The following is a 15,012-nucleotide window of genomic DNA, read 5'->3' as shown; positions in this document are numbered from 1 at the left end:
GTCAGCCGCAGCGTCCGCCGCCGCAGCATCCGCCACCCGAGGGTGCGGGCGGCGTCGGTGCGCCGCCACCACCGCCGCGGGTCACCGTCCCGAACGTCGTGAGCAGTTTCACCGTGTCGTCATGCCCGGCGGGACACGCGGCGGGCGCGGACGCCTCGGCCATCGGACGGTTCATTTCGAAGGTGTCACCGCAGCTGCGGCACCGGTACGCATAGCTCGGCACCGGCTCAGGGTAGACGACGGCACGCTGGTCACGCTCGCGCTACCGGTAGCAGTGCACCCAGTACTCTCGATTTACGGAGTACGAGGAGGTCTGGGTATGAGCACTCGAGTCTTCGACACGCTGCCGGATGAAGCCGCCGCACCGGTCGTTCGCACCGGGTATGGCGACGTCCGTGGCCGTCGCGAGGGGGCGATCGGGGTATGGCGCGGCATACCGTACGCCGCCTCGGCGGGCGGTAAGAACCGGTTTCGCAGGCCGCAACCGGCCGAACCCTGGGACGGGGTGCGGGACTGCCTCGAATTCGGGGACGTCGCGCCGCAGAGTGCGGGATTCGTGCCGGTGGACTCCGGGCTGCAGGTGGGCGACGACTGTCTCTGGCTGAATGTGTGGGCCCCGGTCACCTCCTCCGAGGAACCCCGCCCGGTCATGGTGTGGCTGCACGGCGGCGCGTTCTGCTTGGGTACCGCGGCGCAGGCCATCTACGACGGGCGCAGGCTGGCCGAGACCGGCAATCTCATCGTGGTGAGCGTGAACTACCGGCTCGGCGCGCTCGGCTTCCTGGACCTGTCCTCGCTCGGCGCGGAGTTCACCCCGAACCTGGGCCTGCACGATCAGATCGCCGCCCTGGAATGGGTGCGCGACAATATCGCGGCCTTCGGCGGCGACCCGGACAATGTCACCCTCTTCGGCGAATCCTCCGGCGCGGGTTGCGTGACCGCGCTCATGACCTCGCCGCGCACCGAGGGCCTGTTCCATCGCGCGATCGCCCAATCCCCGCCCGCCACCACGGTTTTCGGGCAGGAGCGGGCCGCGGTCGTCGCCGATCGCTACCTGGAGATCCTGGAACTGCCGCGCGAACGCGCCGAGGAACTCCTGGATATGCCCATCGAACGCATGGTGGCCGCCGCCGGGATCCTGCTCGACGAGGTGCCCTCCCGCGAGCCGGGCCGCCTGGCCGCCGCGCCCGTGGTGGACGGCGATCTGCTGCCCGCCTACCCGAGTGAGCGCTTCCAGCAAGGCCTTTCGCACCACATCCCCTTGATCATCGGGACGAACAAGGATGAGGCGTCACTGTTCCGGGTATTCCGCTCGCCCATCATGCCGGTCACCCCGGACGCGGTGAACGCCATGCTGCGCGAGGTGTCCGGGCAGCATCCGGGGATGTCGCCCGAGCGGATCGCCGAAATCGCCTCGGCCTACGGCAATATCAGCACCCCGCGGGCCGCGCTCGACATGTCCACCGATGCCGCCTTCCGCATGCCCGCGCACTGGGTGGCGTCCGCGCACTCCGCGCATTCACCCACCTGGATGTACCGCTTCGACCATGCCACGCCGATGCTGAAGGCGGCCCGGGTCGGCGCGGGGCACGCCACCGAATTGCCTTATGTCTTCGGCACTTTCGGCTCCTTCGATCACGACCCGACCTTCTGGCTGGGCGGGCGCAAGGCCGCACAGGAGATTTCGGGCCGCATCATGCGCCGCTGGGTGGCCTTCGCCGGGCACAGCGTGCCCGCCGCGCTGGACGGGTCCAAGCATTGGCCGCCGTACTGGGCGGGCAAGCGCACCACCCTGGTCATCGATGCCGTGGACCGCGTGCTCGACGACCCGGACCGTGACCGCAATTCGGTCTGGGGTGACCAGGTCGTCGGCTTCTTCTAGATCGCGGCTGCTAGACCGGCGCGTGCGCGCGGTGTCCGAGATTCGCGGGCATGCGCGAGTAGCCGTGCAGCGTATTGAGGGGGCGGCGCTCGGGCTTCCCGGCCAGGCTCAGGTCCGGGAAATGCTCGAATAGCGCCCGCAGCGCGTACGCCCCCTCCATGCGCGCCAGGCTCGCGCCCAGGCACGTGTGGATGCCGCTCGAAAACGTCAGCTGCTCTCGGGAATTCGCGCGCGTGATATCGAATCGGTTGGGGTCCTCGAACTTTCGCGGATCCCGATTGGCTCCCGTCAGTGACATCACCACCGCATTGCCCTTGTGCATCTGTATCCCGTCGATCTCCAGATCGCACAATGCCATTCGCGCGGTCGTCTGTACGGGCGGATCGAAGCGCAACACCTCTTCCACGGCCCCCGGCCACAGCTCCGGATCCTCCCGCAGCCGCGCCAGCTGCTCCGGGTGTGCGAGCAACTGCACGATGCCATTGCCGATGAGGTTGACGGTGGTCTCGAATCCCGCGCCCATGAGCAGGCTCGCGGTCGCCTTCAATTCCAGGTCGTCGAGATCACCGGCCGCGACCAGGCTGCTGAGGATGTCCTCCCCGGGCGTCCGCCGCAATTGCGCGATGTGCTGATCCAGATAGCCGTCCATCCCCACGATGGCGAGCATTGCGGTCCGCCATTCCCGCCAGGAGATCCCGAAGTCCAGCAGTGGGCTCGCCGCATCGCCCCACTCCAGGAATTCATTGCGGGACTTGTCGGGGAATCCCAGCATTTCGGAGATGATGGCGATCGGGATCTGCGCGGCGTACTGCGCGATCAGATCGGCGGAGCCGTCCGCGGGCAGCGCGTCGATCAGTTCGGCCGTCACCGATTCCACCCGGTCGCGCAGCCGCCCGATGGCGCGCGGGGTGAAGGCCGCCGACACCGACTTGCGCAGCCGGGTGTGGTCCGGCTGATCGAGCAGGAGCATGGACGGCGGATCCATCGGATTCGGGGGAACGACTGCGGTCTTGATCCGCGCCCGCAGCCAGTCCGGCATTTCGAAGCCGTCGGGGCCGAAGACGCCGAATCGATTGTCGCGCAGAATATTCCGGCTCATCTCGTAATCAACCGTGGCGTAGCTGAACGAGGTCCGCACCAGCGATCCGCGCCCGCGCAGTTCCTCGATGTAGGGGAGCGGGTCGTCCACGGCCGCCTTGGAGCCGTACAGCTGCCCGAACGCTTCGCCGCGCCGGGCCTGCCACCGCAATCCGTATCGCGCCGTGCCGTGCTCGACCATCCAGCGCAGCCAGTATCGCGGGCTCATCATCGTTCGACTCCCTCGTCCTCGGATGATTTCCACGGTACGGAAATCCGCACCTGCGCAGAACATCCCGCGGAGGGAATCAGAACTCCTACCGAGGTAGGACTCAGGAGCGCTGCGCGGTCACCCGCTCGGTGCCGATCCGGCGTTCGCGCACGGCCGGATCCGGGTTCGTGACCTGCACCAATGACGCTCCGGCCGCGAAAACCGCGACGAAACCGTCGATCAATTCGGCCGGGGTTTCCCACGACGTACTCGACAGCACGCGATCCTCGGCCGTGAAGCCCTGGCGCGCAGCCGACTTCCGCGCCTCCTCGAGCACCTCCGACACCGACATACCGTCCAAGGCGCACCCGACCCCGCCGGGCCGGAACTGATCGCCGTGCACCCGCACCGCCGTCGCGTAATCGGTCACGCCGATCGGCAGGTTCTTCACCGGCATCCCCATGGGGTCCATCGAGAGCGCCGCGATCTCCGCGATATCGCCCGCCTCGTCGATCCGCTCGGCGGTGACCATTGCCAGTTCGGCGTCCGGATCGGCGTGCAGCACCACCTCCGCGCCCGCCCACCAGCAGCCCAGCAGTACGGCCGCGGTCTGCCAGTGCGCGGGCAGCAGCACCGCCACCCGGCAGCCGGGGGAGAGACCGAATTCGTCGCGAATCATATTGGCGGTCTTGGCCGCCCAGTTCGCCAGCGTCAGCGCGGATAGTTCGATCCGCGCGCCGGTGGCGTCGTCGTAATGGGTGATGCGCGGCCCCGCGGGGTCGCGGGCGAGGATGGGGTCGAGTACCGCGTCGGTGAGGGTCTCGTTCAGTTCACGCATTTCGGTCCGTTCTGGCCGGCATCGATGGGTGCGGCGGGCGGCACGGGGGTTGCCGTGGTCGAAGTTCCCAAGTCGAACGTGCCGGTGCTCACCGCCGAACCGGGACCAGAGTAGTCACTCGCCAGCACCACGCGGACCGCCCCCTCGGGCAGGCCCGCCTCGGACAGGACCGGTATACCGCCCAGGGCCTTGGCCACCGCGCGCGCCTTCGGGTCGCCGCTGGAGGCGGCCAGCACCCGGCTGGACTGCACCGGCCCGCCGATCCAGTTGTCCACCGTGCCGGTGCGGAAACCCTTGCCCGCCAGCACCTGTGCCGCCTGCCCGGCAAGGCCGCCGGTGCCGCTGGCGTTGTAGACATCGACGGTCACCGTGGACGGGTCTACGCCGCCGGTCTCCTCGTGCGCGTCGTCGTCGCCGACCATCTTGGCGACATATTTCTGCACCGCGACCGGATCCACGATGACGACCGATTCGCCGTTATCGGTCCAGCCGTTGAGATCCTTCACCGGAATGGTCTCGAACTTCACCTGCCCGCCGGACAAATCCTGCAATTGGTTCATGAACTTCAGGACGTCCCAGTCGTCGTCGAGCACCACGGTTCGGCCCACCGCATCGCTGAGATTCTTCAGCCGCGTCGGACTGGTGAGGGTCTTGGCGCTGAGCACCTGATGCACCAGCTGCGCCATGTACACCTGCTGGCGCACGATGCGATCCAGGTCGCCGCGCGGCAGATCGTGGCGCTGGCGCACGAAGCTCAAAGCCTCCGCGCCGTTCAGCTTCTGGCGGCCCGCCGGGAAGTCCGCGCCCGACATGGGTTCGTACACGGCATTGTTGAGGCAGACCTCGACACCGCCGACGGCATCGGTGAGCAGCACGAATCCGAGCAGGCCGACCTCGGCGTAATGATCCACGGTGATGCCGGTCAGGTTGGCGACCGATTTGATCAGCGCCTGCCGTCCGGCCTGCGTGGACTTCTTGTCCGCTTCGGCCGCGCTGACGCCCTTGTCGAGCAGCTTCTGCTGTTCGGTGGACTTGGTCACGCCGTACGCCGAATTGATCTTGCCCTTGCCCAGGCCCGGAATGTCCACATAGGAGTCGCGCGGAATGGAGATGGCGGTGGCCGAACTGCCGTCGTTCGGGACGCGGATGAGCACGATGGTGTCGGTATTGAGGCCGACCTCGTCACCGGCGTGCAGCATGGCCCGCTCATCCTCGCTGAGCGGATTGCCGTGCGCGTCGGTGCGGCTGTCGATGCCGACCATGAGAATGTCGACCGCGCCGTCGGTGCCCCCACCCAGGCCGAGATTGCCGATCCGTTCGATGCTCGACACCAGTTCGTCCACGCTGTGCCAGCCGAGCCCGGTCACCACCAGCACCAAGGCCGCGACGACGCCCGCCAGTGCCTTGAGCGGATTCCGGCGTGGCCGGGGCGAAGTGCGCGCCGCGGGGCGGCGCGACGGTAGCGGCGCGGATGCCCTCGTGCTCTCCGGCAACGCCAAATCCTTTCCCGTGCTCGGCCGACCGCACTTCGGCGACGAAATGAAGTCGATGGAATTCCCCCACCTGCAGGCTAGACGTGAGGTCCGGAATCCGGCCGTAGCCGACGCTCCGTGAGTCGTGCCCGGCGTGCTCACCATTCGCCGCCCACAGTGGGATTCCCGCAGGTGGAACCGGGTGTGCGCAATGCCGGTCGGCCGTGTCAGACTGACCGCCGTGACTTCTGCCTCCCTGACCGCGGTCACCGAATCACTCACCGCGCGACTCGTGGTGACCGGGGCCCGGGGTCAACTCGGCCGCGCCCTGCTGCGGCTTTCGCCGGGTGCCCGGGGGTTCGGCCGCGCCGACCTCGACATCACCGACGCCGACGCGGTCCGCCGGGTGCTGAATCCGGGTGACGTGCTGCTCAATTGCGCCGCGTACACCGCCGTGGACCAGGCCGAAACCGAGGTGGACGCGGCGTTCGCGGTGAATGCCACCGGTCCGGCCGTGCTGGCCGAGGTCTGCGCCGAGGTCGGCGCGCGGCTGATCACCGTCTCCACCGACTACGTATTTCCAGGCAATGCCCAGCAACCATACGAACCTGGCGATCCGACCGGTCCCGCCACCGTCTACGGCCGCTCGAAACTGGCCGGGGAGCAAGCGGTCCTGGAACTCTCGCCGGACGCGCACATCGTCCGCACCGCCTGGGTTTACACCGGGCAGGGCACGGATTTCGTCGCCACCATGCGGCGGCTCGAACGCGAACGCGACACCGTGAATGTCGTTGCCGACCAGGTCGGTTCGCCCACCTACGCCCCCGACCTGGCCGCCGGGCTGCTCGAACTCGCGGGACGGCTGCTCGCGCCGCAACCGGCGCAGCCGCCCATCGCGCGAATCCTGCACGCCACCAATAGCGGAGAGGCCAGTTGGTTCGACCTCGCCCGCGCCGTCTTCGCCGGAATCGGCGCGGATCCGGACCGCGTGCATCCCTGCACCACCGCCGATTTCCCGAGACCCGCTCCGCGCCCGGCATATTCGGTGCTGTCCAACGCGGCCTGGACGTCCGCCGGGCTCACCCCGCTGCGCGACTGGAGGGCGGCGCTGAAGGACGCACTGTCCACCATCTCCGACTAGGCTGACCGCCCGTGAGCCCCTCGGATTCAGCAGGACGGCCGACCCTGGCCGTCGTCACGGTGACCTATTCGCCCGGTGCGCACCTGCAACACTTCATCGACACCCTAGCCACCGCGACGGGCGAGAAGCCGCAGGTCATCCTTGCCGACAATGGTTCGGTGGACGGCGTGCCGGAAATGATCGCCGAAGCCAATTCCCATGTGCGACTGCTGCGCACGGGCGGCAATATCGGCTACGGCGGCGCCATCAATCGCGCGGTGGCGGAGATCGATCCGGACATCGAATTCATCGTCATCGTCAATCCGGATATCCGCTGGGGTACCGATTCGATCGACGAACTCCTCGCCGCCGCCCAGCGCTGGCCGCGCGCGGGCGCGCTCGGCCCGATGGTCCTGGAGCCGGACGGCAGCCGTTACCCGTCCGCCCGCTCGGTGCCCGGCCTGCTCGACGGCGCGGGCCACGCCATCCTCGGCTCCCTCTGGCCGGGTAACCCGTGGACCCGCAGTTATCAGCAGGCCAATGAATCCGTCTCCGAGCGCACGGTCGGCTGGCTGTCCGGTTCCTGCCTGCTCGTGCGCCGCGCCGCCTTCGATTCCATCGACGGTTTCGACTCCCGTTACTTCATGTATATGGAAGATGTCGACTTCGGTGACCGCATGGGCAAGGCGGGCTGGCACAATGTGTTCGTGCCGTCGTCCGAGGTCACGCACGCCAAGGGTCATGCCGCGGGACGCCATCCCGAGACCATGCTCCCCGCTCATCACGCGAGCGCGTACCGCTTCCAGGCCGACCGGCATCCGCACTGGTGGCAGGCTCCGCTTCGGGTCGCGCTCAAGGCTGGACTTGCGATCCGCTGCAAGCTTGCGGTTCGATCTGCGCTGCGCGAACGCGATAAGGCGAACGCGACTCACTGACAACCGGACAACAGGGGAGAAGATGGCGAACAGCGGCAGTACTGCCGGGTCCACGGATGCGGTGATCCTGGTCGGAGGCCAGGGCACCCGACTGCGTCCGCTGACCCTGTCCGCCCCCAAACCGATGCTGCCCACGGCCGGGCTGCCATTCCTGCAGCACCTGCTGGCACGCATCGCGGACGCCGGCATCACGCACGTCGTGCTCGGCACCTCCTATAAGGCGGAGGTGTTCGAAGACCACTTCGGCGACGGCTCCGAGCTCGGACTCGAGCTCGAGTACGTCACCGAGAGCCAGGCACTCGGCACCGGCGGCGGCATTCGCAATGTGCTGCCCAAGCTGCGCGCCGACACCGTCATGGTGTTCAACGGCGATGTCCTCGGCGGCACCGATCTGGGCGGGGTCCTGGAGACCCACCACACCAGCAATGCCGACGTCACCCTGCACCTGGTGCGGGTCAGTGATCCGCGCGCGTTCGGTTGTGTGCCGACCGACGCCAATGGCCGCGTCACCGCGTTCCTGGAGAAGACCCAGGATCCGCCGACCGACCAGATCAATGCCGGGTGCTACGTGTTCCGGCGCGAATACATCGAGAAGATCCCCTCGGGCCGCCCGGTCTCGGTGGAACGCGAGGTCTTCCCGTCCCTGCTCGCCGAGGGCGCGCACATCCAGGGCCATGTCGACACCTCCTACTGGCGTGACATGGGAACCCCCGAGGACTTCGTGCGCGGTTCGGCCGACCTGGTTCGCGGCATCGCACCCTCGCCCGCCCTGCCGGGTCAGCGTGGCGAATCCCTCGTCCACGCGGGTGCGGGCGTCGCCCCGGGCGCACTGCTCATCGGCGGCACCGTGGTCGGCCGCGGCGCGGAGGTCGGCGCGGGCGCTCGCCTCGACGGCGCGATCCTGTTCGACGGCGCGGTCGTCGAAGCCGGTGCCACCGTGGAACGTTCGATCGTCGGCTTCGGTGCGCGGATCGGTCCCCGCGCGCTCATCCGTGACGCCGTGATCGGCGATGGCGCGAATGTCGGCGCGCGTTGCGAACTACTACGCGGTGCGCGCGTGTGGCCGGGTGTGGAACTCCCGGACGGCGGCATTCGGTTCTCGACCGACGTGTAGAAGAACAAGCAGCACAACGCGAATCGGCCGCTCCCATTCGGGAGCGGCCGATTTCGTTTGCGGGGGAGGCGATTTCGCGCCGAGCGTTCGGGCTACCGCTCCCATTTGCCGGGGTTCAGGTGGAACTGGGCGAGGGCGGTGGCGTGGCCATGACCCATTTCGTGCACGGACTTGAGCCAGTTCACCAGGTCCTTCTGACCGGTGATGCCGGTTCCGGCGAGCAGGGCGAACCAATCGTCCACGGTGCGGCCGTATTTGGCTTCGATGCTGGGGAAGTACGAGGCCGGGCCGTGGGGCTTGGTGGTCGCCATGAGGTTCTCCTGTTCGTGTGGTTACCGGTGCAGACGGGCCCGTCCGGGGATATTCATCGGGCTGTGGCGGGGCTCACAAGCGCGGTGGAGTCGGCGGCGGTCTTGCGCTCGCGGAGGAGCAGCAGTCCGGTGCCCGCGACCAGTGCCGCGGTGAGCCCGTGGACGCCGAAAGCGGTTGCGGTGGAACCGCTGTGGCGCAGGATGGTGAGCATATCGCCGGTCGGGACCAGGGCCAGGACCAGGGTGACGATGCCGAGGGCGTAGCGCTGGCGGGCCGCGAGGAGCGCCAGCATGATCAGGCCGGAGACCACGTCGCGGACGCCCTTGGCGTTCAGGAAGTCGGCGGCTTCGCCGGTCGGCCAGGCGGGCATGCCGAAGCTGGGGGCCATGCCCGCGGGGTCGGTCAGGTAGCGGAAGCCGACATAGGTGATGAAGGCCGCGCCGGCGAGGGAGAGGGCGGTGGCGATGCGGGAGGTGTTCACTGTGTACTCCAAAATCTAGCGCTGCTAACTGATGTGGACAACGCTAGATCATGCGTGGGTAGTTTGTCTAGCGATGCTAGAGTTTTCTTCATGACCGTCACCCAGACCCGCAAGGAACGTGAACGCGCCGAACGCCATCAGCGCATCATCGACACCGCCCGCGAGATCGCCGAGAACGACGGCTGGGATGCTGTGACCATCCGCAAGCTGGCCGATCGCATCGAATACAGCCAGCCCGTGCTCTACGGCCACTTCGCCGGCCGGGACGCCATCGTCTCCGCCGTCGCCGAACAGGGCTTCGCCGAACTGGCCGCGCTCATCAGGGAACTGCGGGAATCCGCCGCCGATCCCGAGGCCGCGCTCACCGCCGTCGCCGAGGGTTACCTGCGCTTCGCCCGCGACAAGGCCGCCCTCTACGACGCCATGTTCCTGCTGCGCACCGACCTGAAATTCGGACCCGACGCGCCACAAGCGCTGAAGGACGGCTTCGTCGAACTGCTCCAGACCTTCGCGCCCTTCGCCCCGCCGCACGATGCCGAGACCTTCACCGAGGTCGCCTGGAGCGCGCTGCACGGACTGTCCACGCTCGACCGGGGGGGTCGGCTACGGCCCGACTTTCGGGGCCAGCGCCTGGAAATCATGGTTTCCCAATGGATCGAACCCGCCTGATCGGCGCTGCCCCTGAGTTCACCGGGTGGACCCGGGGGCGATTCCGGTCGTATCGTGATCGGTTATGAATCTTATTCTCTCCCTTGGGAAGGGCATTCCCGCCGCCCGATGACCGCGGCCCGGCTGCGCACGCGCAGCGAGATCCGCACCCAACGCCGACCCCGCGCCCACAGCTGCTGGGATCACCTCATCGCCGCACCGCTGTGGCCCATGCACGGCGTGAACCTCGGCACCCTGCTCCGCACCTGCGATGCCACCGGCGCCTGCCTGGCCGTTCCGCGACTGCCCTGGGTGCCCGAGGCCTTGGAACGCGGAAACACCTTGCGGCACAAGCAGTGTGTCCACTTCATCAATGGCCGCGTCGATCGCTGGCTCGACCGCCAGCGCGAGGGCGGGGCTTCGATTCTCGGCGTGGAGCTCACCGATGAATCCGTGCGTCTCGCCGATCTCCCCGCCGCCCGCCGTCGCACCATCGTCGTGCTCGGCAATGAGGGGTCCGGCATTCCGCCCGAAGGTCTCGAGCGCCTGGACCTGGCCGTGGAAATCCCCATGGTCGGCTCCGGGAACAGCCTCAATGTCGCCGTCGCCGGATCGCTCGTGCTCTACAAGCTCGCGGGGCTGTGCTGAACCCATGACCTCCGAGGTTATTTCGGCGCGACACATTACTGGCTACCGTCGAGCACAAGATCGAAACCAGGCAAGGGGAGTAATTATGAGCAAGTCCGACCAGGCCGCAGCGCTCGACATCACCGAGGGGACGCTGAAGCACGGAATGCCTTATCTCGCACTCGGATCCGGCCGCCCCCTGGTCTTCCTGCGCTGGTTCACCCCCGACCACGCCAACCCGACCGGCTGGATGCGCAAGTCGGAAATCAAGATGTTGTCCCCGCTCGCAAGGCATTTCCGGGTTTACGCGGTGAACCGCGCACCCGGTATGCCCGCGGGCACCACCATGGCCGACATCGCCACCCAGCATGCCGACGCACTCCACGCCGAATTCGGCGCACCGGTGGACGTTCTCGGCGTCTCCTCCGGCGGATCCCTCGCGCTCCAACTTGCCGCCGACCACCCCACCGCAGTCCGCAAACTAGTGATCGCCTCCTCCGGCTACACCCTGGAAACCCTCACCCGCGAAGCCCAACTCCGCTACGGCGAAGCCGCCGCCCAAGGCCGCCGCGCCATGCACTACATGGCCCCCGTCAGCGTGCGGAACCCACTCGCGGCCCGGCTCATCGCCGCCGCCCTCTGGCTGGCCGACCCGCTCGTCCGCCCGAAAAACCCGGCCGACACCCTCGCCTTCATTCGCGCCGAAGACGCCTTCAACCTCTCCGACCGACTATCCGACATCACGGCCCCCACCCTCATCCTCGGCGGCGACCGCGACGCCGCCTACACCCCCGTCACCTTCCGCCACACCGCCGCCGGTATCCCCAACTCCCACCTGACCATCTACCCCCGAACCAGCCACATAGGCGTAACCCGCCACCCCCGCTTCACCCCCGACATCACCGCCTTCCTCCGCGCCGACTGACTCACCCGCCCATCCACTCTGCAGGCCTTCTCGACAGCTGCAGGGGTTGCAACCCCTGCAGCTGTCGAGAAGGCCTGCAACTACGTGGTCGGGCGAGGGCGGGGGCGGGCATATGGTGGGGGGATGGCTGACGCGGTGGTGGTGGGGTCCGGACCCAATGGGCTTGCGGCGGCGGTTATCTTGGCGCGGGCCGGGCTCGAGGTCGAGGTGTTCGAGGCCGCGGAGGAATTCGGGGGCGGGTGCCGGACCGGGGAGGTGACGCTGCCGGGGTTCAGGCACGATCTGTGCGCGGGGGCGCATCCGATGGCGGTGGCGTCCCCGTTCTTCCGGGCATTCGACTTGGCCAAGCACGGGGTGGAGTTGCTCGCGCCGCAGGTGTCGTATGCGCATCCGATGGATGGCGGGCGGGCCGGATTGGCCTGGCGGGACCTCGAACACACCGTGGACGGTCTGGGGCGAGACGGCCGGTCCTGGCAACGGCTGTTCGGGCCGCTGGTGCGCAAGTGGGAGGACCTGGTCGGGCTGATCATGTCCGACCTGCGGCATCCGCCGATCGACCCGACCGGATTGCTGCACGTGGATCCGGGCATCGAACTGCGCATGGCGCGGCGAATAGTGGAACAGTCGACGCCGCTGTGGAATCTGCGTTTTCGCGAGGACCTCGCGCCCGCCCTGCTGACCGGGGTGGCCGCCCACGCCATTCGCCCGCCGCGCAGCGTCCCCGGCGCGGGGGTGTCCATGCTGCTGGGAACCCTTGCCCACGTGCGCGGCTGGCCCGTTCCGCGCGGCGGCAGCCAGGCCATAGTCGATGCCCTCGCCGCCGATCTGAAGGAGCACGGCGGGCGCATCATCACCGGGCACCGCGTGGACGACCTCGACGAATTCGACGAGGTGAAGGCCGTCCTGTTCGACACCGCACCCGCCGAACTCCAGCGCATTACCGGAAACCGCCTGCCCGGCCGATACACCTTCGCGCTCAATCGCTTCCGCTACGGCGGGGCCGCCTGCAAGGTGGATTTCGCACTCTCCGGCCCGGTTCCGTGGCAGGCCAAGGGTTGCGATCGCGCGGGCACCCTGCACCTCGTCGGCTCCCGCGAGGAGGCCGTGGCCGCCGAAAAGGCCGTGGCCGCAGGCCGTCTGGCCGATCGCCCCTTCGTCTTGGCCATCCAGCCCGGCGTGGTGGATTCCACCCGTGCCCCCGAAGGCAAGCACACCTTCTACACCTACGCCCACGTCCCCAACGGCTCCACCGAGGACATGACCGAGGCCATCACCGCCCAGGTCGAACGCTTCGCCCCCGGCTTCCGCGACCTCATCCTCGCCACCCACGTCCGCACCGCGGCCACCATGCCCGCCCACAATCCCAACTACATAGGCGGCGATATCTCCGCGGGCGCAATGACCCTGCGCCAGACCATCTTCCGACCGGCTCCGCGCTGGAATCCGTACAGCACCCCGCTCCCCGGCGTATACCTCTGCTCCTCGGCTACACCTCCGGGCCCGGGTGTGCACGGTATGAACGGCCTCTACGCAGCCCGCCACGCCCTCCGCCGCGAATTCGGTATTCGCACCGATCCTCTGGAACTGCTCAGCGCCCGCGCGTGATTGCTACGCTCCCGCCATGGCCGGTTACTCGGGCACCCCATTAGCCCGCAAGCTCGGCATCAAGGAAGACAGCCGAGTCCTGCTCTCCAACACCCCACCCGACTTCACCCTCCCCGACCTCCCCCCGGGCGTCACACCCCACCGCCGCGCGACCACCGGCCCCTACGACGTAATCCTCGGCTTCTGCCCCGATCACGCCACCCTCCATGCCCGCTTCCCCGGCTGGCGCGACCGCATGGAACGCAATGGCGGCCTATGGATCGCGTGGCCCAAGAAGTCGAGCGGCATCCCCACCGACCTCACCGACACCGTCATCCGCGAATACGGCCTGACCCAGGGCTTGGTCGACAACAAGGTCGCCGCCATCGACGACACCTGGTCGGGCCTGCGCTTCGTAATCCGCCTCGCGGACCGCTGATCCGCCCGCGATCGGACTCCCGCGACAGCCCGCCGATCCGGCGATTGTGATAGGGCTACCGGTGTGGACGGAACACCCTTTGGCCCCTACCGGCTGCTCGAGTTGCTCGGCGAGGGCGGGATGGGGCGGGTCTACCGCGCGTACGACACCAATACCGATCGGATCGTGGCACTCAAGGTGCTGCCGCAGCAGATCGCGCACGATCCGGTCTTCCGGGAACGGTTTCGGCGGGAATCGCTGGCCGCGGCCCGTTTGAACGAGCCGCACGTCATTCCCATTCACGCGCACGGGGAGATCGACGGGTCCCTGTACCTGGATATGCGGTTGGTCGAAGGGACGGATCTGGGGAAGGTCCTGGCGCGCGAAGGCAGACTCGAATCGGCAAGGGCTCTGGCGTATCTCGAGCAGATCGCTTCCGCCCTGGACGCCGCGCACCGGTCCGGATTGGTGCATCGGGACGTGAAGCCGTCCAATATCCTGCTCACCGACTCCGGTTTCGCATACCTCATCGACTTCGGAATAGCCCGGGGCACCGAGGATTCCGGGCTGACCACCATGGGTTCGGCGATCGGCACCTTCGCGTACATGGCACCGGAGCGGCTCGCACAGGGTGTCAGCGGGCCGGGCTCCGACGTCTACTCGCTGGCCTGTGTCCTGTACGAGTGCCTCACCGGTTCGAAACCCTTTGCGGGAGACAGCGTCGAGCGGCAGATCGCGGGGCATCTGACGCAGCCGCCCCCGCGACCGTCGGCGGCCGGGTCCGTTCCCCCGGCATTGGACGAGGTGATCGCGCGCGGCATGGCGAAGAATCCGGCGGACCGTCATCCCTCCGCGGGCGCGTTCATCGCGGCCGCCCGAGCGGCATCTCGTGGACTTCCCCCTGCCGGAGACGGATATCCCGGACCCGCTCCCACCCGGATCGATTCGACGCCGTTTCCGCTCCCACAGCGGCGTCGGCCAGTGCTCGTGTGGGTAGCGGCCGCGGTGATCGCACCCCTGCTCATCGGAGGAATCCTGCTGGGCAGGCACGTGGTTCGCGATAACTCGTCCACCGGCCAGTCCCCGGCCGGAACCAGCATCGCCAGATCGACGTCCTCGAGTGCGAACACCCTCGGCCTGGACGAGCTGGACAACAAGGCGGTGCAGAAGGGCGTCCAGAAGGTGCTGAAGGATTCCTATGGCATCAAGGACGCACAGAACATCAGCTGTCCGTCCGGCCAGAAGGTGGTGGTGGGGCACACCTTCGACTGCACCCTGAAGATCGGCGGCGCGGACAAGAAGGTCACCGTCAAGATCACCAAGGCGGACGGCACCTACGAGGTGGGCCGGCCGGTCTGAAGCCGGGCG

Annotated in this window: 16 protein-coding genes; 10 read left to right on the top strand and 6 right to left on the bottom strand. The window is 68.0% G+C overall.

What is annotated here, in order from left to right; all coding sequences use genetic code 11:
* Position 1 precedes the first annotated feature (1 nt).
* Positions 2-223, bottom strand: coding sequence for a zinc ribbon domain-containing protein (locus AB0N05_RS00160; protein WP_364685275.1), 222 nt, complete (start codon positions 221-223; stop codon positions 2-4).
* Between the two features lie 96 nt (positions 224-319).
* Between AB0N05_RS00160 and AB0N05_RS00155 the strand changes: the two genes are divergently transcribed.
* Entirely contained in the window at positions 320-1,882 is a 1,563-nt protein-coding gene (locus AB0N05_RS00155; protein ID WP_364685272.1) for a carboxylesterase/lipase family protein, read from the top strand.
* Positions 1,883-1,892: 10 nt separating this feature from the next.
* Here the strand turns inward: AB0N05_RS00155 and AB0N05_RS00150 are convergent, their stop codons facing one another.
* From AB0N05_RS00150 to AB0N05_RS00140, 3 genes are all read right to left on the bottom strand, one after another.
* Positions 1,893-3,191, bottom strand: a complete 1,299-nt coding sequence (locus tag AB0N05_RS00150; protein WP_364685270.1) for a cytochrome P450 — start codon at positions 3,189-3,191, stop codon at positions 1,893-1,895.
* 100 nt (positions 3,192-3,291) lie between these two features.
* Positions 3,292-4,008: a TIGR03089 family protein gene (locus AB0N05_RS00145; protein ID WP_364685267.1), complete on the bottom strand. Its 717-nt coding sequence runs from the start codon at positions 4,006-4,008 to the stop codon at positions 3,292-3,294.
* Positions 3,996-5,408, bottom strand: a complete 1,413-nt coding sequence (locus AB0N05_RS00140; protein ID WP_364687382.1) for an LCP family protein — start codon at positions 5,406-5,408, stop codon at positions 3,996-3,998. The genes AB0N05_RS00145 and AB0N05_RS00140 overlap by 13 nt, the downstream gene beginning before the upstream one ends.
* A 313-nt stretch (positions 5,409-5,721) precedes the next feature.
* Here AB0N05_RS00140 and rfbD point away from each other — a divergent pair, with 313 nt between their 5' ends.
* Genes rfbD through AB0N05_RS00125 form a run of 3 tightly spaced genes read left to right on the top strand, consistent with a single transcriptional unit; the run spans position 5,722 to position 8,649 of the window.
* The gene (gene rfbD / locus AB0N05_RS00135; RefSeq protein ID WP_364685264.1) at positions 5,722-6,621 is read left to right on the top strand and encodes a dTDP-4-dehydrorhamnose reductase; all 900 of its coding nucleotides are present in this window, start codon (positions 5,722-5,724) and stop codon (positions 6,619-6,621) included.
* Between the two features lie 11 nt (positions 6,622-6,632).
* A complete protein-coding gene (locus tag AB0N05_RS00130; protein ID WP_364685261.1) occupies positions 6,633-7,535 on the top strand; it encodes a glycosyltransferase family 2 protein in 903 nt (300 codons plus the stop codon).
* 22 nt (positions 7,536-7,557) lie between these two features.
* Positions 7,558-8,649 carry an NDP-sugar synthase gene (locus AB0N05_RS00125; RefSeq protein WP_364685259.1) on the top strand — a complete coding sequence of 364 codons (1,092 nt, stop codon included), beginning with the start codon at positions 7,558-7,560 and terminating at the stop codon, positions 8,647-8,649.
* A 92-nt stretch (positions 8,650-8,741) separates the two neighbouring features.
* Here AB0N05_RS00125 and AB0N05_RS00120 read toward each other — a convergent pair whose 3' ends face one another.
* The gene (locus AB0N05_RS00120; RefSeq protein ID WP_364685256.1) at positions 8,742-8,960 is read right to left on the bottom strand and encodes a DUF4287 domain-containing protein; all 219 of its coding nucleotides are present in this window, start codon (positions 8,958-8,960) and stop codon (positions 8,742-8,744) included.
* A gap of 53 nt (positions 8,961-9,013) precedes the next feature.
* Positions 9,014-9,442: a DUF4267 domain-containing protein gene (locus AB0N05_RS00115; RefSeq protein WP_364685254.1), complete on the bottom strand. Its 429-nt coding sequence runs from the start codon at positions 9,440-9,442 to the stop codon at positions 9,014-9,016.
* Between the two features lie 90 nt (positions 9,443-9,532).
* On the opposite strand from AB0N05_RS00115, the gene AB0N05_RS00110 reads away from it, so the two are divergent.
* The 6 genes from AB0N05_RS00110 (at position 9,533) to AB0N05_RS00085 (ending at position 15,003) form a co-directional block, all read left to right on the top strand.
* Positions 9,533-10,111, top strand: a complete 579-nt coding sequence (locus AB0N05_RS00110) for a TetR/AcrR family transcriptional regulator (protein ID WP_364685251.1) — start codon at positions 9,533-9,535, stop codon at positions 10,109-10,111.
* Positions 10,112-10,219: 108 nt separating this feature from the next.
* On the top strand, positions 10,220-10,738 hold the full coding sequence (locus AB0N05_RS00105) for a TrmH family RNA methyltransferase (protein WP_364685248.1): 519 nt from the start codon (positions 10,220-10,222) through the stop codon (positions 10,736-10,738).
* Positions 10,739-10,823: 85 nt separating this feature from the next.
* Complete coding sequence (locus AB0N05_RS00100; protein ID WP_364685245.1) at positions 10,824-11,642, top strand: alpha/beta hydrolase; 819 nt, start codon at positions 10,824-10,826, stop codon at positions 11,640-11,642.
* 123 nt (positions 11,643-11,765) lie between these two features.
* On the top strand, positions 11,766-13,247 hold the full coding sequence (locus AB0N05_RS00095; RefSeq protein WP_364685242.1) for an NAD(P)/FAD-dependent oxidoreductase: 1,482 nt from the start codon (positions 11,766-11,768) through the stop codon (positions 13,245-13,247).
* 16 nt (positions 13,248-13,263) lie between these two features.
* Entirely contained in the window at positions 13,264-13,665 is a 402-nt protein-coding gene (locus AB0N05_RS00090; protein ID WP_364685239.1) for a hypothetical protein, read from the top strand.
* 63 nt (positions 13,666-13,728) lie between these two features.
* Positions 13,729-15,003 carry a protein kinase gene (locus AB0N05_RS00085; RefSeq protein WP_364685236.1) on the top strand — a complete coding sequence of 425 codons (1,275 nt, stop codon included), beginning with the start codon at positions 13,729-13,731 and terminating at the stop codon, positions 15,001-15,003.
* Positions 15,004-15,012: the final 9 nt, after the last annotated feature.

Origin of the sequence: Nocardia sp. NPDC051030, assembly GCF_040683015.1 — a bacterium.
Lineage (GTDB): Bacteria > Actinomycetota > Actinomycetes > Mycobacteriales > Mycobacteriaceae > Nocardia.
The sequence above is the reverse complement of the archived record's forward strand: the minus strand, read 5'-3'. Positions and strand labels throughout refer to the sequence as shown.

What these genes read in the sequence shown, in the direction of transcription:
- AB0N05_RS00155 (WP_364685272.1), top strand. Translation starts at nt 320, where the DNA reads ATGAGCACTCGAGTCTTCGACACGCTGCCGGATGAAGCCGCCGCACCG.
- AB0N05_RS00150 (WP_364685270.1), bottom strand. Translation starts at nt 3,191, where the DNA reads ATGATGAGCCCGCGATACTGGCTGCGCTGGATGGTCGAGCACGGCACG.
- AB0N05_RS00145 (WP_364685267.1), bottom strand. Translation starts at nt 4,008, where the DNA reads ATGCGTGAACTGAACGAGACCCTCACCGACGCGGTACTCGACCCCATC.
- AB0N05_RS00125 (WP_364685259.1), top strand. Translation starts at nt 7,558, where the DNA reads ATGGCGAACAGCGGCAGTACTGCCGGGTCCACGGATGCGGTGATCCTG.
- AB0N05_RS00120 (WP_364685256.1), bottom strand. Translation starts at nt 8,960, where the DNA reads ATGGCGACCACCAAGCCCCACGGCCCGGCCTCGTACTTCCCCAGCATC.
- AB0N05_RS00110 (WP_364685251.1), top strand. Translation starts at nt 9,533, where the DNA reads ATGACCGTCACCCAGACCCGCAAGGAACGTGAACGCGCCGAACGCCAT.
- AB0N05_RS00105 (WP_364685248.1), top strand. Translation starts at nt 10,220, where the DNA reads ATGACCGCGGCCCGGCTGCGCACGCGCAGCGAGATCCGCACCCAACGC.
- AB0N05_RS00100 (WP_364685245.1), top strand. Translation starts at nt 10,824, where the DNA reads ATGAGCAAGTCCGACCAGGCCGCAGCGCTCGACATCACCGAGGGGACG.
- AB0N05_RS00095 (WP_364685242.1), top strand. Translation starts at nt 11,766, where the DNA reads ATGGCTGACGCGGTGGTGGTGGGGTCCGGACCCAATGGGCTTGCGGCG.
- AB0N05_RS00090 (WP_364685239.1), top strand. Translation starts at nt 13,264, where the DNA reads ATGGCCGGTTACTCGGGCACCCCATTAGCCCGCAAGCTCGGCATCAAG.